Here is a 21,362-nt window from a genome sequence, read left to right as displayed (position 1 = left end):
CCGGGGACCCGCGCCGTCGCGCCGACGTCAGCCGACGACCAGGACGAGGTCCCCGCCCTCGAGCTGCTGCACCGCGCCGATCGCGACGCGCTGGACCGTGCCGGCGACCGCCGTCGTGATCGCGGCCTCCATCTTCATCGCCTCGACCGTCGCGACGGTCTGCCCCGCCTCGACGACGTCACCCGCGACGACCACCGGTGTCACGGCGCCGGCGAAGGGCGCCGCGACCTGGCCCGGCTGCGTCGGGTCCGCCTTCTCCGCGGCACGCACGTCCACGTCCACCGCCCGGTCGCGCACCTGGATCGGGCGCAGCTGACCGTTGAGGGAGAACATGACCGTCCGCATCCCGCGCTCGTCCGGCGTACCGATCGCCTCCAGCCCCACGAGCAACCGCACGCCCTTGCCCAGGCCGACCGCGATCTCCTCGCCCGGCTCGAGCCCGTACAGGTAGGTCGGGGTGTCGAGCACGGACACGTCGCCGAACGTCGAACGGACGTGCTCGAAGTCCTTGGTGGGACCCGCGAACAGCAACCGGTTGAGCCGCGCACGACGCACGGGGCCCGGCTGGGCGAGCTCCGCCTCGTCGTCCCCCGTCAGGGGGGTGACCCCGGCCCGCGCCGCACGGCCCGCGAGGGCGCGCGAGCGGAACGGCTCCGGCCAGCCCCCGGGCGGGTCGCCCAGCTCGCCGCCGAGGAACCCGACCACCGAGTCCGGGATGTCGAACGACTCCGGGTTCGCCGCGAACTCCCCCGGGTCCGCGCCCGCGGCCACGAGGTGCAGCGCCAGGTCGCCCACCACCTTCGACGAGGGCGTGACCTTCACCAGGCGCCCGAGGATCCGGTCCGCCGCGGCGTACATCGCCTCGATCTGCTCGAACTTCTCCCCCAGGCCCAGCGCGATTGCCTGCTGACGCAGGTTCGACAGCTGACCGCCCGGGATCTCGTGCTCGTACACGCGGCCCGTCGGTCCGGGCAGGCCCGACTCGAACGGCGCGTACGTGCGGCGCACCGCCTCCCAGTACGGCTCGAGGTCGGCGACCGCGGCGAGCGAGAGCCCGGTGTCGCGCTCCGTGTGCTCGAGGCCTGCGACGAGCGCGGACAGGGACGGCTGGCTCGTCGTGCCCGCCATCGCGGCGCTCGCGGCGTCCACGGCGTCGACGCCTGCGGCGGCTGCGGCGAGCAGGGTGGCCATCTGCCCGCCCGAGGTGTCGTGCGTGTGCAGGTGCACGGGCAGGTCGAAGCGGTCGCGCAGCGCGGTGACCAGGCGCGACGCGGCCGCCGGTCGCAGGAGCCCCGCCATGTCCTTGATCGCGAGCACGTGCGCCCCCGCGTCGACGATGCGGTCCGCGAGGTGCAGGTAGTAGTCGAGCGTGTAGAGGTCCTCGGCGGGGTCGAGCAGGTTGCCCGTGTAGCACAGGGCGACCTCGGCGACGGTCGTGCCGGTGGCGCGCACGGCCTCGATCGCCGGGCGCATCTGGCCGACGTCGTTGAGCGCGTCGAAGATCCGGAAGACGTCGATCCCGGTCTGCGCCGCCTCCTCGACGAACGCGCTCGTGACGCGCGTCGGGTACGGCGTGTACCCGACCGTGTTGCGTCCGCGCAGCAGCATCTGGATCGCGAGGTTGGGCATGGCGTCGCGCAGCGTCGCGAGCCGCTCCCAGGGGTCCTCGCCGAGGAACCGCAGCGCGACGTCGTACGTCGCCCCGCCCCACGCCTCGACCGACCACAGCTGCGGCGTGGCGCGCGCGACGTACGGCGCGACGGCGGCCAGGTCGTGCGTGCGCACGCGCGTCGCGAGCAGCGACTGGTGCGCGTCGCGGAACGTCGTGTCGGTGACCCGCAGGCGCCGCTCGCCGCGCAGGGCGCGCGCGAAGCCCTCGGGGCCGAGCTCGAGGAGCTGCTGCCGGGTCCCGGGCGGCGGCGCGACGGACAGGTCGAGCGCGGGCAGCTTGGTCGCCGGGTCGGTGGTGCGCACCGGATCGCCGTGCGGCCGGTTCACGGTGACGTCACCGACGTACGCGAGCAGGCGCGTGCCGCGGTCCGCGCTCTCGCGCGCGGAGAGCAGCTCGGGTCGCTCGTCGATGAACGACGTGGCGACGTTGCCCGCGACGAACTCCGGGTCGGCGAGCACGGCCTGCAGGAACGGGATGTTCGTCCGGACGCCGCGGATGCGGAACTCGGCGAGCGCGCGCCGGGCGCGGCGCACCGCCGTCGGGAAGTCGCGGCCGCGGCACGTGAGCTTGACGAGCATGGAGTCGAAGTGGCCGGACACCACCGAACCGGCGGTCGCCGTCGCGCCGTCGAGCCGCACGCCCGCGCCCCCCGGTGAGCGGTAGGCGATGATCCGGCCTGTGTCGGGGCGGAACCCGTTCGCCGGGTCCTCGGTCGTGATGCGGGTCTGCAGGGCGGCGCCGTTGACGCGCACGTCCTCCTGGCGGATCCCGAGGTCCTCCAGCGTCTCGCCCGAGGCGATGCGCATCTGCGCGGACACCAGGTCGACGTCGGTCACCTCCTCGGTGACGGTGTGCTCGACCTGGATGCGCGGGTTCATCTCGATGAACACGTGCTGCCCGGCGCGCTCCCCCACGGTGTCGACGAGGAACTCGACCGTGCCGGCGTTCTGGTAGCCGATGTGCCGGGCGAACCGCACGGCGTCCGCGCACAGCGCGTCGCGGACCGCGGGGTCGAGGTTCGGTGCGGGCGCGATCTCGACGACCTTCTGGTGCCGGCGCTGCAGCGAGCAGTCGCGCTCGTAGAGGTGCACGACGTTCCCTGCGCCGTCGGCGAGGATCTGCACCTCGATGTGGCGCGGGCGCAGGACGGCTCGCTCGAGGAACACGGTGGGGTCGCCGAACGCGCCGTCGGCCTCGCGCATCGCGGCCGCGAGGGCCTCGGGCAGCTCGTCGCGCGTGTCCACCCGGCGCATGCCACGGCCGCCGCCGCCGGCGACGGCCTTGACGAACACGGGAAAGCCGACGACGTCGGCCGCCGCGACGAGCTCGTCGACGTCGGACGAGGGCTCGCTCGACGCGAGCACCGGCAGCCCGGCCTCGCGTGCGGCCTTGAGGGCGCGCACCTTGTTCCCCGCGAGCTCGAGGACCTCGGGCGGCGGCCCGACGAACGTCAGGCCGGCGTCCGCGCAGGCTCGAGCGAGGTCGGGGTTCTCGGAGAGGAAGCCGTAGCCGGGGTAGACGGCGTCGGCGCCGGCGTCGCGGGCGACGCGCACGATCTCGTCGATGTCGAGGTAGGCGCGGACCGGGTGGCCGGGCGCACCGATGAGGTAGGCCTCGTCGGCCTTGAGCCGGTGCTCGGAGCCGCGGTCCTCGTGCGGGAACACCGCGACGGTGCGGGCCCCGAGCTCGTAGGCGGCACGGAACGCCCTGACGGCGATCTCCGCGCGGTTGGCGACCAGGACCTTCGAGAACACCGGCACTCCATCCGTCGACCGTGCGGCGACGTCGGACCGGCGGAGGGCGCGGCGTGCCACGTACCGGGCGATCCTCCCACGCCCTCGCAGGGCGGGCCGTCGCGGGCGCTGTGACGTGCTCCACAGCGCCGCGCGGCGGTGCGTCAGCCGGCGGAGCGTGCCCGACGGCGTCGCGCGAGCTCGTCCTGCGGGTCGCCCGCACCGTCCGCCTCGTCGTCCAGGGACTCGGTCGGCAGCTCCGAGAGCGTGCCCTCGACCTCACGCCAGACGCGGCCGACCGCGATGCCGAACACTCCTTGGCCACCCTGGACGAGGTCGACGACCTCGTCGGGCGACGTGCACTCGTAGACGCTCGCGCCGTCGCTCATGAGGGTGATCTGGGCGAGGTCCTCGACGCCGCGCTCGCGCAGGTGCTCGACGGCGCTGCGGATCTGCTGGAGCGACACCCCGGTGTCGAGGAGGCGCTTGACGACCTTGAGCACGAGGATGTCGCGGAAGCTGTACAGACGGTGGGAGCCGGATCCGGACGCCGGGCGGACGGTCGGTTCCACGAGCCCGGTCCGCGCCCAGTAGTCGAGCTGGCGGTACGTGATGCCCGCCGCGCGGCAGGCCGTCGGGCCCCGGTATCCCGTCGTCGTGTCCTGCTCGGTGATGTCCTCCCCGAAGAGGAGGCCCTGCGCGCCGTGCGGAACCGTCGCGCCGGAACCGACGCTCGCCTCACCGCTGCTGTTCACTGTTGCCTCCTGGGGTGATGTCCTCGTCCACGCTAGGGGCGCGGTCGGGGGTCGTCAACGACCGACGACCTGAGCGTGCTGGCGTGTCGCGCGCGCTCGTCACGCGCTCCGCCCGCACCGACCCTCGACCTGAGGTTGAAGGTCTGGTATATCCGTTATGTCGCTCTGTCTCGACCGCCGCTCGAGGGTTGGCACGGCGCTCTCCCTACTCGTCCACGGAGAAGTCCTCCGGCTGGACGTGGTCGAGGAAGTCGCGGAACTTCTCGACCTCCTCCTGCTGCGCGACGTCGACCACCTCGACCCCCGCCGTCGCGACGACCTCCGCCGAGCACAGGACCGGGCTGCCGGTGCGGACCGCGACGGCGATCGCGTCCGACGCGCGGGAGTCGAGCCGGACCCCGTTGCTGAGGACGAGCTCGGCGAAGAAAATCCCGCCGTCGAGCGCCACGATCTCCGCTCGTTCCAGCCGCACGTCGACCGCGTCGAGCAGGTCGCGCAGCAGGTCGTGCGTCATGGGTCGCGGGGTGGGCAGGCCCGCCTGGGCCATGGCGATCGCGCTCGCCTCGCGCGGGCCGATGACGATCGGGACGACAAGCTCGGACGCGTCGTCGAGCAGCAGCACCACGATCTCCTGGTCACGCTGCTGCTGCCGCACGCCGAGGACCTCGACGGGGACCATCGGCACGTCGTCGCTCACCTGTCCACGGTACGTCGCGCTCCCGCATCCGGCAGTCGGTGGCGGGGGTGGATCCACGACGCCCGGGCTGCGCCTGAGGGCGTCAGCGCGTGAGGTCGTCGACCCCCTGGCGGACGAACACCGTGTGCAGCTGCGCGCACATCTCCCCCACCTCGGACGCGACCGTGCCGGCGTGCGCGCGCGCCGAGGCGTTCTGCTGGCCACGCCACGGGGAGACGACCTGGTGGACGAGGCTCACGTGCCGGTCCGCCGCGGTGCGCAGCGTCCGCAGGTGCCGCGGCTCGATGCCGTACTCGGCGAGCCCCGCGGCCAGCACGACGACGTCGAGCGAGCGGGCGTCGAGCTGACCGCCCGGCGCCTGGCGCAGGACACCGGCCTCGATGAGCCCCTCGACGAGCTCGCGGTCGACGCCGGCCGCCGAGACGAGGGCGTCGACGGTGTACCGCTGGCGCACCGACGCTGAACCGGGATCGCCGTCCGCCGTCGCGAGGCGAGGGGCGAGCGCCTCGACGGCGGTGCCCGCGTCGAGGGCGGCGAGGTTCTCCTTGATGACCTTGAGCGGCAGGTACCGGTCACGCTGCTCGACGAGCACGAAGCGCAGCCGCTCCACGTCGGCCGGGCTGTACTGCCGGTAGCCGGAAGCGGTGCGCACGGGTTCGATGAGTCCCTGCTCCTCCAGGAAGCGCAGCTTCGAGTGGCTGACGTTCGGGAACTCCGCCCGCAGCGCGCGCAGCACGTCGGAGATGCGCATGGTCGCGCGCCGCGAGATGCCCTGCGGCCAGGGCTCGTGGCCCTCGTCGGGGCCCGGATCGGAGGCGGTGGCGCGAGCAGCGCCCGTGGACCCGCTCACGGGCGCGGGGCCGGGCCGTCCGACGGTGCGCCGGCGTGACGGCTGGCGTGGAAGGTGAGCCGGTACTTGCCGATCTGCACCTCGTCACCCGTCGCGAGCGCGACGGCGTCGATCCGGCTGCGGTTCACGTACGTCCCGTTGAGGGAGCCCACGTCGCGCACGACGAACCGGTCGCCCTCGCGGACGAACTCCGCGTGCTTGCGGGAGACGGTGACGTCGTCGAGGAAGATGTCGGCGTGCTCCGAGCGGCCGGCGACGGTGCGCTCGGCGTCGAGCAGGAACCGCGACCCCTGGCCGGGGCCGCGCTGCATGATGAGCAGCGCGGAGTGGCGGGGCAGGGCCGCGACGGCGGCGTGCTCCTCCGGGCTCAGTCCACCCGGCTGGACGCCCTCCTCGACGGGGGCCTCGATCCGGCCGAAGCTGATCGTCGTGTCGCTACCCGCCCGGTTCGGCACCTGGGGACCGCCTGGGACACTCATCTCGCCTCCTCGGGGCTCACGGCACGTCGTGCTCGACCTCGGATCCCACCCGGCGGGACGTGTGCCCCGCCGTGCTGGAAAACTACTACATCCGCAGGTCACGCGTTGCACGCCGGGTCGCGCGTCACCTCGTCCGACCAACCTACCCCGGCCCGGCGGCCCTGGGGAAGCCGCCTCAGTCGTCGGCGGGGACGGGGGTGGCGTACTGCGGAGAGCCCGGCTCGACCGTGGCGGTCACCTCGACGAGATCCTCCTGCCGGATCGTCGTGCGCGCTCCCTCGGCGCGCAACGACGCCATCGCTCCGCCCGGGATCTCGAGCGCCGTCTCGAGCGTCGAGGGGTCGCCGATGACGACCCAGCGATACGGCGACGCGATGACCTGACCGTCCACGACGACACCGTCCGACGTGTCCTCGAAGTAGCTGTTCGCCACGAGCCGGACCCCGTTGACCTCCATCGCCTCGGCGCCGGCGTTGCGCAGCTCCTCCAGGACGTTGAAGAGGGAGAACGCCTTCAGCGGCTCGGTGCCCTCGACCACCTCGATCTCGACGCCCGGCCCCTGCGCCGGGAGCCGGCCGGACAGGATGCCGAGCGTCTCGGCCTGCTGCTCGGCGACCTCGAGGGCCGCGCGCTCGCGTCCCGTGCCCGACTGGAGCTCGTCGCGCGTCGCCTCGAGGGAGGAGACCTGGTCCTCGAGCTCGCCCGACCTCTGCGTGACGTCGTCGAGCAGGCGCACGAGGTCGCTCTGGCGCAAGGAGGAGAGCTGGTCCTCCTGGGTCTGGCTGACCTGGGCGACGAGCGCGAACCCGAGCAGCGCGCACAGGACGCCCACGACCACCTGGGACCGGTTGGCGCGAGGGCGGAGCGCCCTGCCGAGCGCGCGCAGGCCTCCGGGCGGCGGGGTGGCGGGGGCACCGTGGCGCCCGCCCGCGGGCGGCACACGACGGATCGCCGTCGTGATCACGTCGGGCTCCGGCGCCGGCCCCGACGTCGGTGCGGGCTCGTCGTCGGGCGCGCCCGGGCCCGGGTCCGTCGCGGTCACGGCATCGTCGCTGTCGGTCTCGTGCTCCGCGCCGCTCTCTGTACCACTCTCCGTACCGGTGGTGACTTCGGCGGTGTCGTCAGGAGCCTGGTCGGACGTGTCCGCGCCGGCGGCGTCGTCCTCGGGGGCGCTCTCGTCCGGCGTGCCGGAGGAGACGTCGCCGACCTGGTCGGGCTCGTGCGCGTCGGCGGTGCCCGGCGCTTCGTCCGCGGCGTCGTCGGGGGTGGTCTCGGGCCGGGGCTCCTGGCCGGGGGTGCTCGCCACGGTCACGCCTTGAAGATGTGGCGCCGGATGGCGGCGGCGTTGGAGAAGATGCGGATGCCGAGGACGACGACGACCGCGGTCGACAGCTGGCTCCCGACACCGAGCTGGTCCCCGAGGAACACGATCAGCGCGGCCACGACGACGTTGGACAGGAACGAGACGAGGAAGACCTTGTCGTCGAACAGCCCGTCGAGCATGGCACGCAGCCCTCCGAAGAGGGCGTCCAGCGCCGCGACGACCGCGATGGGCAGGTAGGGCTGCAGCGACACGGGCACGGTGGGCTGCAGGACCAGGCCTGCGACGATGCCCACCACCAGTCCGACGACTGCGATCATTCGACGCTCTCCTGCCCTGTGTCCTGCGTGGTCTCGTCACCGGTCTCGTCACCGGTCTCGTCACCGGTCCCGACGGTCGGTCCCGGGGTGCCCTGCTCGTCCCCGTCGGTGCCGCTCGTCCCGGGTGCGTCGGAGTCTACGGCGGGGCCGGCGGCCTGGGCGAAGAACAACGTCGGGGTCGAGCGGCCGGGGAGGTCGAGCCGGCTCTGCGCGGTCACGCTCGACCGGATCCCGTACTGCGTGCTGAGCAGCTGCAGGAAGTCGGAGGTGCCCGACCGCAGGAGCGACGTGCGCAGCTCGTCCGCGTCGCCGATGGCCTCCACCTGGTACGGGCCGACGAGGGGCTGCAGGTCGACGAGGACCGCGTCCCCGGCGCTGCGGATCGCGGACAGGCCGGTGAGCCGCTGGTCGTTGATCGCGACGGCCTCGGCGCCCCCGGCCCACAGGGCGTTGACGACACGCTGCAGGTCGGAGTCGTGCACGAGCGAGCTTCCGTCGGCGTCGTCGGTCGAGAGTCCCCCGTTCGTGTCGTCGAGCGTGACGATCACGCCGGGACCCTCGACGGCCTGCGCCCCGGTCCAGGCACCCTCCTCCTGCAGGCGGTCCAGGACGTCGGCGCTCGCGGTCCCGAGCGCGGCGCCCTGGAGCTCCTCGATCTCCTTGGAGAGCTCACCGCTGCGCGCGGTGAGGTCCTCGGCGTCGCCCTGGCGGTCGAGGATCTCCTGCTCGAGGGTCTCGCGTGCGGCGATGACGGCCGGCTGCGGTGCGCGCAGGTCGACGGCGGCGGCCGTCGTGACGGCGCCGAGCCCGACCGCCAGGGCGACGAGCGCGACGGTGCCGGCCCGACCTCGCCGGGGCGCCTGCCCTGCCGCGCGGCGTTCCGCCGCGGCGGCGTACCCGGGGTCCAGGGGCCGGTGCATGACCTCGTTGAGCAAGGTCATGGACGCGTCGACGGGGCCCCGTCGCGGCGCCGGTCCGCTTCCGGTCACAGCGGGTCTCCCGTCGTGGTCGTGCCGTCGTCCCCTGCCCGGTCGGCGGTGACGAGCGCCCGCGTCTGGGCGACGTACTGCGCCCCGGCGAGCCAGTAGAGCCCGACGCCCCACCAGGTGAACGCCCAGCCGGTGACGGCCGCGACGTCGCCGAACCACCCCGGCATCTCGGCGAGCAGGAGCAGCGGGAACGCGTACAGCAGCGCGAACGTGCCCGCCTTGCCGGCGAAGCTCACGGGCAGCGTCCCGTAGCCGTGCCGCGCGAGCACGGGCAGCAGGCAGGCGAGGAGCGCGTCGCGCCCGACGATGACGACGACGAGCCACAGCGGGACGACGTCGCGCCACGCGAGCCCGAGCAGGGTCACGAAGATGAAGAGGCGGTCGGCCGCGGGGTCGAGCATCTGCCCGACGCGGCTCACCTGGTCCAGGCGGCGCGCGAGCACGCCGTCGAGCCAGTCCGACGCCCCGGACACGGCGAGCACGACGAGGGCCCACACGTCGTGGCCCTGGACGATGAGGACGGCGAAGACCGGCACCAGGAGCAGCCGGAGGAGGCTGATGACGTTCGGGACGGTCAGGACGCGCGAGCTGACCTGCTGCCCTGCTCCCACACCCACCGCCCCGTGCTCACGTCGCGCCGACTCCCGCGGCAGGACGCCGCGCCCGATCATCCTACGTACGCGACCCTGCCCAGGTCGCTGCCTCGCGGGGCGTGGCGCACGGACTCGCCGGAAATCACCCGCTTCGTCCACCGCGGGTCCTCCGCTCGCCCACCGTGCCGGCGGCGTGGGTGAGGGACGTCACCGGTGCCGCGAGCCCGTCCTTCACCGGGCTCCGGTAGGATGGGAGGACCTTTGGAGTTCGTCGCTCGTCCCGCGTGTGTCCGTGAGAGCGGCCGGCCCCCCGGTGAGTCCCCCGTGATTCTCGGTGGTCGGCCAGGTGTGTTCGGGAGTGCGACCTGCGAGAGCCCACCTGGCGACCGCACGCCACTCCACACCCCGAACGAAACGGTCCTCACCCCTTCATGACTGCTGACGTCGTCGCGCCCGCGCACGCCCTCGACCACTCCACCGACTCCCTCCCCGAGCCCGCCGCCCCCACGGGCCCCGTGTTCGCCGACCTCGGCCTGCCCGCTCCGCTCGAGCGCGCCGTCGCCGACCTGGGGTTCGTCACCCCGTCCGCGATCCAGGCCGAGGCCATCCCGGCGCTCCTCGCCGGCCGCGACATCACCGGCGTCGCGCAGACCGGCACCGGCAAGACCGCCGCGTTCGGCCTCCCGCTGCTCGCTGCGATCGACCCCACCCACCGGCACGTGCAGGCCGTCGTGCTGACCCCGACGCGAGAGCTCGCGATGCAGGTCGCCGACGCGATCGAGTCGTTCGCGTCGCACCTGCCCCGGGTCGACGTCGTCGCCGTGTACGGCGGCTCGCCCTACCAGCCCCAGCAGCGGGCGCTCGCGGCCGGCGCGCAGGTCGTCGTCGGCACGCCCGGGCGCGTCATCGACCACATCGAGCGCGGCACCCTGGTGCTCGACGACGTGCGCTTCCTCGTGCTGGACGAGGCGGACGAGATGCTGCGCATGGGCTTCGCGGAGGACGTCGACACGATCTTCTCCCGCGCCCCGCGCGAGCGTCAGGTCGCGCTGTTCTCCGCGACGATGCCCGCCCCGATCCGCCGGGTCGCGAACGAGCACCTCACCGACCCGGTCGAGATCGCGGTCGCGCGCCAGTCGTCCACGGTGACGAGCGTGCGCCAGACGTACGCCGTCGTGCCGTTCCGCCACAAGACCGGCGCGCTCGCCCGCGTGCTCGCCGTGTCGGACGCGGACGCCGCGATCGTGTTCACCCGCACGCGCGGTGCGGCCGAGGAGGTCGGGTCGGCACTGGTCGAGCGCGGCATCTCCGCCGCGACCATCTCGGGCGACGTCGCGCAGAAGGACCGCGAGAAGATCGTCGAGCGCCTGCGCTCCGGCGCCCTGGACGTGCTCGTCGCGACGGACGTCGCGGCCCGCGGTCTCGACGTCGACCGCATCGGCCTCGTCGTGAACTTCGACCTCCCGGGCGAGCCCGAGGCGTACGTGCACCGCATCGGCCGCACCGGCCGTGCCGGGCGGACGGGCGAGGCGCTGAGCTTCGTCACCCCGCACGAGCGGGGCCGCCTGCGGGCGATCGAGCGCACGACCCGCACGCCGCTGCAGGAGATCGAGATCCCCTCCCCCGCGGACGTCTCCGCGCACCGGGCGCGCAAGCTCCTCGGTCAGGTCCCCGCGCGTCGCGAGGCCGGGCGCCTGTCCCTGTACACGGACCTGGTCCGTGCGTTCGTCGCCGAGCACGACGTCGACCCGGTCGAGCTCGCCGCCGCGATGGTGGCGCTCGCCGTCGGGGACGACGGCCCGCAGGCCCGCGAGGAGCAGGAGCGGTTCGAGGCCGAGCGCGCCCAGGCGCGCGAGCAGGCCCGTCGCCCCGAGCGCACGGGCGACCGTGGCCCGCGCGGTGACCGGCCCGGCCGCGAGACCGGTGGGCGCGGCATCCGCCGCGACGCCGTCGGTACCCGCTACCGTCTCGCCGTCGGGCACAAGGACGGCGTGATGCCCGGCGGGATCGTCGGCGCCCTGACGAACGAGGCCGGTCTCACCGGCTCGGACGTCGGCAAGATCGACATCTTCCCGTCGTTCTCGCTGGTCGACATCAGCGCGCCGCTCGACGACGCGACCATGGACCGCATCTCCCGGGCACGAGTCGCCGGGAAGGCCCTGCGGATCCGTCTCGACGAGGGCGCGCCCGCGGCCCGCGGCCCGCGTGCCGCGCACGGCCCGTCCGGCCGCCGCGACGAGCGTCGCGAGCGTCCTGACCGCTCGGACGACCGGGGCGAGCGCAAGCCGCGCCACCGCACGGCGTACTGACCGCCCTCTGACGGACCGTTCGTCCGCCGAGACGTGAGAAGCGGCCCCTGGATCGGATGATCCGGGGGCCGCTTCTCACGTCTCGGCGTCCATGTCGACGTCGGGCGGACTCACCGCGGCGGCTCCTCCCGGGCCTCGCCGTGCGCCTGGACGAGCGCCGCGAGCCGCCGCGCCTCGGTGTCCCCACGGGCGCCGTCGGCCCGCTGGATGCCCATCACGGCGATCGTGGACCCGTCCGCAAGGTCGAGCCGCACCCACGCGTCCCCGCTGCCGAACCGCACGGACACGATCTGCGCCCACTCGAGCTCGCGCGTGTAGATGACGTTGCGCACCCGCAGGCCGGTGCGCGACGGCACGGCGTGGACGCCGCCGAGGCGCCACAGCAACCAGGTCGCGAACAGGGCGAACGCCGCCAGGGAGAGCCGGTTCACCCACGCCGTGCCCAGAGGCCCCGTCGCGAGCACGCCCACGACGACGCACCCGCCGACGACCACGACGCCCGTCGCCCACGCGGACACCAGGCCGAAACGCGGCCGGAACGGGCGGTACGGGTCGTCGACGCGCTCGCCGGGCAGGCCGGGGTCGGGGAACGTCTCACCGCTCATGGCGCCACCGTCTCACAACGGCTCGACCCTCACAGGCGCTCGACCGCGAGACGGGCCGAAGGGACGGACCGGGCGTCAGAGCCGCGACGCGTGGATCCTCGTGACGAGGATGGCGCGCGCCCCCACGTCGTACAGCGCGTCCATGACCTGGTTCGTCTGGTCGCGGCGCACCATCGCGCGCACGGCCGCCCAGTCCCGGTCGTGCAGCGGCGACACCGTGGGCGACTCGAGCCCCGGCGTGATCGCGACCGCCTGCTCGACGAGAGACACCGGGACGTCGTAGTCCATGAGGACGTACTGGCGTGCGGTGAGCACGCCCTGCAGGCGCCGGCTCAGCACCTCCACGCCCGCCGGGACGTCCGCCTCCGCGACCGCGCGCGGACGGATGAGCACCGCCTCCGACACGAGGATCGGGTCGCCGAACACCTCCAGGCCCGCACCGCGCAGCGTCGTGCCCGTCGACACGACGTCCGCGACGACGTCCGCCACCCCGAGCTGCACGGCCGACTCGACCGCGCCGTCGAGGTGCACGACCGTCGCCTCCACGCCGTGCGAGCGCAGGTGGCCCTCGACGAGCACCTCGTACGACGTCGCGACCCGCAGCCCCTGCACCTGCTCGAGGGACGTGACCGCACCGGCCGGGGCCGCGTACCGGAACGTCGACCCGCCGAAGCCGAGCTGCATGTGCTCCACGGCGTCCGCCCCCGAGTCCAGGAGCAGGTCACGGCCGGTGATCCCGACGTCGACCGTGCCCGAGCCGACGTACACCGCGATGTCACGCGGACGCAGGAAGAAGAACTCGACGTCGTTGTCCGGGTCCGCGAGCACGAGCTCGCGCGAGTCACGGCGCTGGCGGTACCCCGCCTCGCGCAGCATCTCGACGGCGGGCTCGGACAGGGACCCCTTGTTGGGGACGGCGATACGCAGCATGGCAGGACCTTCGTTTCAGGGAGACGGCAGCAGGAGGACGGGCAGGGACGAGCACGGGGCGAGCGGCGCTCGCGGACGGGAGCGAGGGCTCACCGGCGCGGCCGCTCACAGATGCTCGTACACGTCCTGCAGGCTCAGACCCTTCGCCAGCATGAGGACCTGCAGGTGGTAGAGGAGCTGGGAGATCTCCTCCGCCGTCTTCACGTCGCCCTCGTACTCGGCGGCCATCCAGACCTCGGCGGCCTCCTCGACCACCTTCTTCCCGATCGCGTGCACCCCGGCGTCCAGCTCCGCGACCGTGCCGGAACCGGCAGGTCGCGTCGTGGCCTTCTCGGAGAGCTCCGCGAACAGGGACTCGAACGTCTTCACGCGCCCCAGGGTATCCGGCCGTCGCCGGCGACCGGGGACGGGTCCGCCCAGCGGGCACCCGTCCGCCGGCGCCGACCGCCGTCGAGCACCGCTACAGGTTCCGCAGCGCCACCACGGTCGCCACCGCTGCCTCGGCCGCCTCCGCACCCTTGTCCTCGCGCGACCCCTCCAGGCCCGCACGGTCCAGCGCCTGCTGCTCGTCGTCGCACGTGAGCAGCCCGAACCCCACCGGCACGCCCGTCCGCACGCTCACCTCCGTCAGTCCCGACGTCGCCGCCTGGCACACGTACTCGAAGTGCGGCGTCCCACCACGGATCACGACACCCAGCGCCACCACCGCGTCCGCGCCGTGCTCCACCGCACGCGCCGCCGCCACCGGCAGCTCGAACGACCCCGGCACGCGGACCTCCGTCACGTGCGACACGTTCGCCGCGGCCAACGCCCGCCGCGCCCCCGCCAGCAACCCGTCCATGACCTGCGTGTGCCAGCTCGCCGCGACCACGACCACCCGCAGCCCCGAACCGTCCACGCTGATCGTCGGCGCTCCTGCCCCGCTCATCCCTGGTCCTCCTTCGCCTCGATGCCCGCGTCGACCCCGTCCGGGGCCTCCACCGTGTCCAGCAGGTGACCCATCGCCACCTTCTTCGTCACCAGGTACGCCCGGTTGTGCTCACCGTGGCCCACCTCGATCCGCTCCGTCCCCACCACGTCGATGCCCGACGCCACCAGACCCGTCACCTTCGCCGGGTTGTTCGTCAGCAGCCGCACCCGCGACAGCCCCAGGTCCTCCAGGATCGCCGCAGCAGCCCCGTACTCCCGCCGGTCCACCGGCCACCCCAGCTCCAGGTTCGCCTGCACCGTGTCCAGACCCGCGTCCTGCAGCTCGTACGCCCCGATCTTCGCCAGCAGCCCGATGCCCCGACCCTCGTGCCCCCGCAGGTACACCACCGCACCGCCCTCCGCCGCGACCCGCTCCATCGCCGCCTGCAGCTGCGGACCGCAGTCGCACCGCAACGACCCGAACGCGTCACCCGTCAAGCACTCCGAGTGCACCCGCACCACGGGGACACGACCCGCCCCGACGGCGCTCGCGGCCGGAGGTACCAGAGCCACGTGCTCCGCACCCGTCCGCAGGTCCCGGTACCCGATCACGCGGAACCGGCCGTGCGCCGTCGGGAGGTCCGCCTCCGCCGTGCGGTGCACCCGCCGCGCCAGCTGCTCACGGTCCGGCACGCCGTCCCCCGTAGCGGTCGGCGCCGGGTCGTGCTCCAGCCGCCACGCCACCAGGTCCGCGATCGTCAGGAGCACGAGCCCGTCCCGCTCCGCGAGAGCCGCCGCGTCCTCCAGCCGCATCATCGTCCCGTCGTCGTGCACGAGCTCCGCGATCCCCCCGACCTCCCCCATGCCCGCCAGACGCACCAGGTCCACCGCAGCCTCCGTGTGCCCCGCACGGTGCAGCACGCCTCCCGGCACCGCCCGCAACGGCAGCACGTGCCCCGGCCGGATCAGGTCCACCGGACCCGACGCCGGGTCGGCCAGCACCCGCAACGTCCTCGCCCGGTCCTCCGCCGAGATCCCCGTCGTCACCCCCGTCGCCGCGTCCACCGTCACCGTGTACGCCGTGCGCCGCGGGTCCTGGCTGTGCGGCACCATCAACGGCAGCTCCAGAGCGTCCGCCCGAGCCGACGGCATCGGCGCGCACAGGTACCCCGACGAGTGCCGGATCGTCCACGCCACCCACTCCGCCGACACCCCCTGCGCCGCGAACACCACGTCCGCCTCGTTCTCCCGGTCCGGGGAGTCCGCCACCAGCACCGGACGCCCCGCCCGGATCTCCACCAGCGCATCCTCGACCGACCCCAGCCGCACCCCCGCCGACCCGCCCCCGGTCAGCGCGGCGCTCGCAGCCGGCACGTCCTCCCGCGTCACGACGCGCTCCCGACCGTGCCGCCGGCCCGGAGCAGCCGCTCGACGTACTTCGCCAGCACGTCGACCTCCAGGTTCACGCGGTCCCCGGGGACGAGGCCGCCGAGGATCGTCGCCTCGAGCGTCGTCGGGATGAGCGAGACGCCGAACGACCCGGCGTCCACGTGCGTCACCGTGAGTGAGACCCCGCTCACCGCGATCGAACCCTTCTCCGCGACGTAGCGCGTGAGCCCGGCCGGTGCCGAGAACACGAGGTCGTCCCAGCGCTCACCAGGAGCCCGGCTCACGAGCGTCCCGACGCCGTCGACGTGACCCTGCACGACGTGCCCGCCCAGCCGCGCGTCCGCCCGCACCGCCCGCTCGAGATTCACCGGAGAACCGGCGACCAGGTCCCCCAGCGACGTACGACGCAACGACTCCGGCATGACGTCCGCCGTGAAGGACCCGTCCCCGCCCAGGCTCGTCACCGTGAGGCACACGCCGTTCACCGCGATCGAGTCCCCGAGCCCCGCGTCCGACGTGACCAGCAGGCCCTCGATCGTGAGGACGGCGTCCCCACCGGCACCGGCCGCCGCCCCGACGTCCGTCGTACCTCCCGGGTACGCGATCTCCCGAACCTTCCCGATCTCCTCGACGATCCCCGTGAACATCAGCTTCCCTTCCTCGACACCATCAGCACGTCGTCACCGACACGCCTCACCTCGACCGTGCGGAACCGGTGGGCCTCCGCGATCGACGACACCCCCAGCCCACCGACCATGCGACGCCCGTCGCCCAGCAGCACCGGCGCGACGTACGAGTGCAGCTCGTCGACCGCCCCGGCCGCGAGGAACGCCGTCGCGAGCGTCGGGCCGCCCTCCACGAGCACGTGGCGCACCTCGCGCTCCGCGAGCCGCGCGAGCACCTCCCCGACGTCTCGCGTCACGAGATGGACCAGCTCGCCGCCCTCGCCGCGCACCCGCGCCGCCGGCGGTATCCCCCGCCGCCCGACGACGACCCGCAGCGGCTGGTGCGCGGCCAGAACCTCGAAAGAGCCGCCCTCGGCGCTCGCGGCGCCGGCGTGCACGCGCGCGGTGAGCGCGGGGTCGTCGGTGAGGAGGGTCCCCGTGCCCACGAGGATGGCGTCCACGTCAGCACGCACCCGGTGGGCGTGCTCCCGGGCCGCCCGTCCGGTGATCCACCGGCTCGTCCCGTCCTGGGCCGCGACGTACCCGTCGAGCGTCGTCGCGGTCTTGAGCGTGACGTACGGGGTCCCGCGGCGCACCGACGTGAGCCACACTCGCAGCAGCTCCTCGCCCTCCGCCGTACGCAGGCCCCTCACCACCCGCACGCCGGCGCCCTGGAGGCGCCGCGCACCGCCGATCGCGAGCGGATTCGGGTCCGCGACGGCGTAGACCACCTCCGCGACGCCCGCCGCGACGAGCGCGTCGGCGCACGGACCGGTACGCCCGGTGTGCGCGCACGGCTCGAGCGTGACGACGGCGGTCGCGCCCCGCACGTCGACCTCACGCTCCCGGGCGTCGGTCAGGGCGGCTGCTTCCGCGTGCGGCGTCCCCGCGCCGCGGTGGTAGCCCTCGGCGAGGACCCGTCGCGGGTGCGCGTCCACGGAGTCCTGCGCTGCGCCGTCGGGCGCCGGGCCTCCACCGGGCGACGGGGCGAGGAGGACGCAGCCGACGCGCGGGTTGGGGCCGTACGCCGGCCCCCGCGCCGCGAGCTCGAGCGCGCGCGCCATGGCCGCGTCGATCGTCAAGGTTCGTGGGTGCTCGTCCATCGTCCTCCTCCCGGGCACTTGCGCTCCGGGGTGAGGGCGGGCGGCGGGTCGGGTGGCCTGGGCGGCCCGACGTCGTCGCTCACCACGGCGAGGCCGTCACCGTCGCGGACGGGTGCCCCGGCGGGTCGCCGACGCACCACGCGCTCTGGCGTGGCCTTGCCGCACGTGCTTCCTCCCATCCGGACTTTCACCGTCGGTCCTGGAGTTCCACCAGGTCAACCGCGCGTAGGGCGCGGGTCGCGGACTGTCACCGCCGGCTCGGAATTGCACCGACCCCGGAGCACGTTCGTGCGTACTGCTTCACCGAGCATGCTACTCGTGCGACCTCGTGCTCGAGCTCGTCCAGCACTTGGGCGAACGTGAACCGGCTCCCCTGCCCCCTGTGGTCTGGGCGGATGGGGTGAGCGGCCCTTGTGGCCGGTGGGGAATCGAGTGTGCGCTTGGCACACTATTTTACGAGGGACATGTCATGGCACGGTGCGCGATCACGTCGGGACGGTCCTCGCCCGGCCGTGGACAGCCGGTGCGGCGGGTCAGTGTGCGTGCGCGGCGTCCGCGAGCTCTCTCAGAGCCTGGATCTCCCCCGGGACGTTCTCCGCCCCGTACACCGCCGAGCCCGCCACGAAGACGTTCGCCCCGGCGTCCGCCGCGCGCTCGATCGTCGAGCGCGACACTCCCCCATCGACCTGGATCCACACGTCGAGCCCCGACTCGCTGACCGCCTCGCGGGCCCTGCGGATCTTGGGCAGCGTCCCCTCGATGAACGACTGGCCCCCGAACCCGGGCTCCACGGTCATGACGAGGATCATGTCGACCTCCGTCAGGAGGTCCAGGAAGGGCTCCACAGGCGTCGCAGGACGCAGCGCGACCCCCGCGCGCGCCCCGAGCCGCCGCAGCTCGCGTGCGAGCCGTACAGGAGCACCAGCGGCCTCGGCGTGGAAGGTGACGGACGCCGCGCCGGCCTCCGCGTACGCGGGCGCCCAGCGGTCGGGGTCGTCGATCATGAGGTGCGCGTCGATCGGGACGGGCGACACCTGGGCGAGCCGCTCGAAGACCGGCAGCCCGAGCGTGAGGTTCGGCACGAAGTGGTTGTCCATGACGTCGACGTGCGCGTAGTCCGCCGTCGAGATCGCGTTCAGGTCGCGCTCGAGGTTCGCGAAGTCGGCGGACAGGATGCTCGGGGCGATGAGGGCTGCCATGGGCCCAGCCTAGGGCGCACACACCGCTGACCTGCCCTCGTATGCTCCTCCCGTGAGCACTCCCCCCTCCCCCGACGCACGCGTGCCGACGTCCACCAGCCCCGGCCGCACGAGCACCTGGGTACGCCCCGCGACGTACGCCGATCTCGGCCGCGTCGCCGAGATCGCCGCGCACTTCGTCCGCGAGACGTGCGTGACGTTCGAGGAGGACGTCTGGGACCTTCCCACCTGGCAGCGCAAGCTCGACGACGTGACGGCGCGCGGGCTGCCGTTCCTCGTCGCGGAGGTCACGGACGACGGGAACGCCGCCCAGCCGCCGGGGACCTCACGCCCGACGGTCGCCGGATACGCGTACGCGTCCCCGTGGCGCCCCAAGCCGGCCTACCGGCACACCGCCGAGGACACGATCTACCTCGACCCCGCGTACGCCGGCCGCGGGCTCGGCACGGCGCTCCTCTCAGCGCTCCTGGACGACTGCATGAGCGCCGGCGTGCGGCAGGTGGTGTCGGTCGTCGCCGACGTGCCCGAGTCCGCCGGGTCGGCCCCGCTCCACCGTCGCTTCGGTTTCCTCGAGACCGGCCGCCTCACCGCCGTCGGGTTCAAGCACGGCCGCTGGGTCGACACGATCCTGCTCCAACGCTCCCTCTGACCGATCCGGCGCGCCTCGGCGCCGGTCTCGTGGTCGGGTCCGCGTGCTGTGGTCGGGTTCGCGTGCGGGGCGGCGCCGGTGCTCGGGCTGTCCGCGCCGTCACGGGTGTGGGTCTTGGGAGCGCGGCCTTGACGCCCTTCGCATCCGACGCCGCCCCACCCGCTCCGCCATCGCCTCACCCCAGGCGACGTCCCGTCGCAGGCCCGCCGAGGTAGAACCCTGGTCGGCCGAGGTAGAACCGTGGTCCGGCGACCACGGGGGCTGGCGCGGGTCGTGCCCGGGCTAGGCGGTCCGGCTCGTGCTCGTGCTCGTGCTCGTGGCAGCCATACGGTCCCGGCCGGTCGAGCAGACCCTTGTGGCCCGAAAGGCGCTCAGGACGAGCCACAACGACATGCTCGGCGCAGCACCCGGGGGGCGGTCGCCCGGGTGACCCGAGACCAGGGCGGGACGACACCGGGAGGGGTGGGTGGGGGCGCCGCGTCGTGGAGGGCCTGGCGGGAGCCGCGAGGAACGAGCGGCGGATGGAAGACGCGGCGCCCCCACCCACCCCGACACCCAACCCGACCACGCGACGTCCGACACGACCACGGTTCTACCTCGCGTGACCACGGTTCTACCTCGTGCCAGCGGGGTCCGGCCTCAGGCGAGGAGACCTCGGCGCAGGTCCGTCGTGCGCTGTTCGACCGTCCGCCAGGCGTGGCGGCTCACGCCCGGGTGGGCGTCGCGGTCGACGTCCGCGAGCGCCGTGAGGAGGGCGTCGAGGGTCTGGGCGACGGCGCGCTGGGCGCGGCGTCGCGGGAGGCCCCAGGTGGTGCCCTCGGTGACGAGGTGGTCGGCGGTGAGGCGGTCCATGTCGCGTTCACCGGCGACGTCCATGGCGAAGACGCGGGAGGCATGGTCGTGGTGGAGGTGCATGGAGACGTCGTAGGCGGGGGCGAGGCGGACGGTGCCGTCGGCGTGGCGCAGGACGGAGATGTTCTTGGCGTGGGCGTCGGTGTTGCCGAGGGCGAGGTTGAGGGTGGTGAGGGCGAGGAGGGGGTCGGGGCGGGTGCCGTCGTCGCGGAGGGTGCGGGCGACGGCGGCGAGGGAGGGGAAGCGGCGGCCGTGCTGGAACTTGCGTTCGGGGTCGCGGGTGTTGATGCCGAGGGCCTGGGCGGCGTCCTCCTGGTGGAGGCGTGCGGTGCCGGTGGGTTCGGCGGGGTCGGGGACGCGGTCGTAGCGGGTCACGACGATGGCGCGTTCGCCGTCGAACTCGGTGACGTGGGCGTCGACGGTGGTGAGGCCGACGCGGCGGGCGAGGTCGAGGGCGGCTGCTTCGGTGTTGACGAGGTCGGCGGTGGGTGAGTCGGAGGGGCGGGCGACCTTGAGGATGTGGGTGGTGGGCGCGGATCCGTGGGGGCGGGCCCAGCCGTGCTCGTCGTGGAGGAGGGTGATCTTGGGTTCCATGCCGGGCAGGGAGCTGGTGAGGTGCTTGCTGCGTCCGACTCCGCCGAAGCGTGCGACGCCTTCGCGAAGAAGCTTGGCGACACCGGCGTCGTCGAGACGTTCGGCTGGGACGGAGCGCGGTGCGGGTTGCCCTGGGGGGCGCAGCTCGACGGCACCGATGGTGTCGCCGGCGTAGGCCGTGAAGAAGGAGAGATGATCCTCCGGGTCGACGGCGGCTTCCATGGCCATCTGGTCGCGGGCGCGCCCCTCTGGCATGAGTCCGTCGAGCCACGCTGTCGCTCGCGCTGGGTGCGGCGGCTCGTCGGGTTCCATCGGGAGGAGATGGGACAACGTTCGCGCTCCGACTCCCCATCGTTCGAAGGCGTCGTCGGTCCACGTGAGGTCGACGCGGTCGTCTCGACGGCGGGCGAATCGCCCGGTGCGCGTCCCGTAGAGCCAGAGGTCGAGCTCGTCGGCCCTCGTCACCGTCGCTCCTCGAGCCTGAGGTTCACGTCGAGGTGATCGAGGACCTCGAAGAGTCTGGTGATGTAGAGGTTCTCGACGCCGTTCTCGAGCTCTGAGAGGTACTGCCGCGTGATGCCGAGCTCGTCTGCGAGCTCGGTCTGCGTGATGCCTCGTGCACGTCGGACCCTTCGCACGTAGGCGCCGAGATCACGTGCGCTACGCGCCCCCATCCACTGCCCGGCCACGGCGTCTCCCCCGATCTGATGTCAGCAGATGCCCGACTATCATGACACAGATCGTTGCCG

The 21,362-nt window shown here is 73.6% G+C and carries 21 protein-coding genes and 1 riboswitch; of the genes, 2 read left to right on the top strand and 19 right to left on the bottom strand.

Annotation, left to right across the window (positions count from 1 at the left end):
• Positions 1–27 precede the first annotated feature (27 nt).
• The 9 genes from ACMXGY_RS10600 to clsA form a co-directional block, all read right to left on the bottom strand.
• On the bottom strand, positions 28–3,426 hold the full coding sequence (locus ACMXGY_RS10600; RefSeq protein ID WP_483772960.1) for a pyruvate carboxylase: 3,399 nt from the start codon (positions 3,424–3,426) through the stop codon (positions 28–30).
• A 143-nt stretch (positions 3,427–3,569) separates the two neighbouring features.
• Positions 3,570–4,160 carry a MerR family transcriptional regulator gene (locus ACMXGY_RS10595; protein ID WP_483772959.1) on the bottom strand — a complete coding sequence of 197 codons (591 nt, stop codon included), beginning with the start codon at positions 4,158–4,160 and terminating at the stop codon, positions 3,570–3,572.
• 205 nt (positions 4,161–4,365) lie between these two features.
• On the bottom strand, positions 4,366–4,839 hold the full coding sequence (locus tag ACMXGY_RS10590; protein WP_074807220.1) for a bifunctional nuclease family protein: 474 nt from the start codon (positions 4,837–4,839) through the stop codon (positions 4,366–4,368).
• 100 nt (positions 4,840–4,939) lie between these two features.
• Positions 4,940–5,707: a transcriptional regulator FtsR gene (gene ftsR / locus ACMXGY_RS10585; protein WP_483772958.1), complete on the bottom strand. Its 768-nt coding sequence runs from the start codon at positions 5,705–5,707 to the stop codon at positions 4,940–4,942.
• A complete protein-coding gene (locus tag ACMXGY_RS10580) occupies positions 5,704–6,186 on the bottom strand; it encodes an FHA domain-containing protein (protein WP_483772957.1) in 483 nt (160 codons plus the stop codon). The genes ftsR and ACMXGY_RS10580 overlap by 4 nt, the downstream gene beginning before the upstream one ends.
• Before the next feature lie 175 nt (positions 6,187–6,361).
• Positions 6,362–7,498, bottom strand: a complete 1,137-nt coding sequence (locus tag ACMXGY_RS10575; protein WP_483772956.1) for a DUF881 domain-containing protein — start codon at positions 7,496–7,498, stop codon at positions 6,362–6,364.
• Positions 7,495–7,827: a small basic family protein gene (locus ACMXGY_RS10570; protein WP_483772955.1), complete on the bottom strand. Its 333-nt coding sequence runs from the start codon at positions 7,825–7,827 to the stop codon at positions 7,495–7,497. Before ACMXGY_RS10570 ends, ACMXGY_RS10575 begins: the two co-directional genes overlap by 4 nt.
• The gene (locus ACMXGY_RS10565) at positions 7,824–8,768 is read right to left on the bottom strand and encodes a DUF881 domain-containing protein (RefSeq protein ID WP_483772954.1); all 945 of its coding nucleotides are present in this window, start codon (positions 8,766–8,768) and stop codon (positions 7,824–7,826) included. The genes ACMXGY_RS10570 and ACMXGY_RS10565 overlap by 4 nt, the downstream gene beginning before the upstream one ends.
• Positions 8,769–8,812: 44 nt before the next feature.
• Positions 8,813–9,427 (bottom strand): cardiolipin synthase ClsA, encoded by a 615-nt coding sequence (gene clsA / locus ACMXGY_RS10560; protein WP_483776844.1) that lies wholly within the window; start codon positions 9,425–9,427, stop codon positions 8,813–8,815.
• A gap of 413 nt (positions 9,428–9,840) precedes the next feature.
• Between clsA and ACMXGY_RS10555 the strand changes: the two genes are divergently transcribed.
• Entirely contained in the window at positions 9,841–11,718 is a 1,878-nt protein-coding gene (locus tag ACMXGY_RS10555; RefSeq protein WP_483772953.1) for a DEAD/DEAH box helicase, read from the top strand.
• A gap of 110 nt (positions 11,719–11,828) precedes the next feature.
• Here the strand turns inward: ACMXGY_RS10555 and ACMXGY_RS10550 are convergent, their stop codons facing one another.
• From ACMXGY_RS10550 to rpe, 8 genes are all read right to left on the bottom strand, one after another.
• Entirely contained in the window at positions 11,829–12,323 is a 495-nt protein-coding gene (locus ACMXGY_RS10550; protein WP_483772952.1) for a PH domain-containing protein, read from the bottom strand.
• 75 nt (positions 12,324–12,398) lie between these two features.
• Positions 12,399–13,253, bottom strand: coding sequence for an ATP phosphoribosyltransferase (hisG, locus tag ACMXGY_RS10545; RefSeq protein ID WP_483772951.1), 855 nt, complete (start codon positions 13,251–13,253; stop codon positions 12,399–12,401).
• 105 nt (positions 13,254–13,358) lie between these two features.
• Complete coding sequence (locus tag ACMXGY_RS10540; protein ID WP_024839663.1) at positions 13,359–13,622, bottom strand: phosphoribosyl-ATP diphosphatase; 264 nt, start codon at positions 13,620–13,622, stop codon at positions 13,359–13,361.
• 91 nt (positions 13,623–13,713) lie between these two features.
• On the bottom strand, positions 13,714–14,181 hold the full coding sequence (gene ribH / locus ACMXGY_RS10535; RefSeq protein WP_483772950.1) for a 6,7-dimethyl-8-ribityllumazine synthase: 468 nt from the start codon (positions 14,179–14,181) through the stop codon (positions 13,714–13,716).
• Positions 14,178–15,515, bottom strand: a complete 1,338-nt coding sequence (gene ribA, locus ACMXGY_RS10530; RefSeq protein WP_483776843.1) for a GTP cyclohydrolase II — start codon at positions 15,513–15,515, stop codon at positions 14,178–14,180. Before ribA ends, ribH begins: the two co-directional genes overlap by 4 nt.
• 32 nt (positions 15,516–15,547) lie before the next feature.
• Complete coding sequence (locus tag ACMXGY_RS10525) at positions 15,548–16,198, bottom strand: riboflavin synthase (RefSeq protein WP_483772949.1); 651 nt, start codon at positions 16,196–16,198, stop codon at positions 15,548–15,550.
• Positions 16,198–17,319 carry a bifunctional diaminohydroxyphosphoribosylaminopyrimidine deaminase/5-amino-6-(5-phosphoribosylamino)uracil reductase RibD gene (ribD, locus tag ACMXGY_RS10520; protein ID WP_483772948.1) on the bottom strand — a complete coding sequence of 374 codons (1,122 nt, stop codon included), beginning with the start codon at positions 17,317–17,319 and terminating at the stop codon, positions 16,198–16,200. Before ribD ends, ACMXGY_RS10525 begins: the two co-directional genes overlap by 1 nt.
• Before the next feature lie 161 nt (positions 17,320–17,480).
• Positions 17,481–17,607: riboswitch (FMN riboswitch) on the bottom strand.
• Positions 17,608–17,852: 245 nt separating this feature from the next.
• On the bottom strand, positions 17,853–18,518 hold the full coding sequence (rpe, locus tag ACMXGY_RS10515) for a ribulose-phosphate 3-epimerase (protein WP_483772947.1): 666 nt from the start codon (positions 18,516–18,518) through the stop codon (positions 17,853–17,855).
• Between the two features lie 52 nt (positions 18,519–18,570).
• Here rpe and ACMXGY_RS10510 point away from each other — a divergent pair, with 52 nt between their 5' ends.
• Positions 18,571–19,167: an N-acetyltransferase family protein gene (locus tag ACMXGY_RS10510; RefSeq protein ID WP_483772946.1), complete on the top strand. Its 597-nt coding sequence runs from the start codon at positions 18,571–18,573 to the stop codon at positions 19,165–19,167.
• Between the two features lie 639 nt (positions 19,168–19,806).
• Here ACMXGY_RS10510 and ACMXGY_RS10505 read toward each other — a convergent pair.
• Both ACMXGY_RS10505 and ACMXGY_RS10500 read right to left on the bottom strand, forming a co-directional pair.
• Positions 19,807–21,078 (bottom strand): type II toxin-antitoxin system HipA family toxin, encoded by a 1,272-nt coding sequence (locus tag ACMXGY_RS10505; RefSeq protein WP_483772945.1) that lies wholly within the window; start codon positions 21,076–21,078, stop codon positions 19,807–19,809.
• Positions 21,075–21,302 (bottom strand): helix-turn-helix domain-containing protein, encoded by a 228-nt coding sequence (locus tag ACMXGY_RS10500; RefSeq protein WP_483772944.1) that lies wholly within the window; start codon positions 21,300–21,302, stop codon positions 21,075–21,077. Before ACMXGY_RS10500 ends, ACMXGY_RS10505 begins: the two co-directional genes overlap by 4 nt.
• Positions 21,303–21,362: the final 60 nt, after the last annotated feature.

This window comes from Cellulosimicrobium sp. G4 BAM 1002, assembly GCF_057126935.1.
Note: the sequence above shows the minus strand (reverse complement) of the source record. Positions and strands in the feature narration are given on the sequence as shown.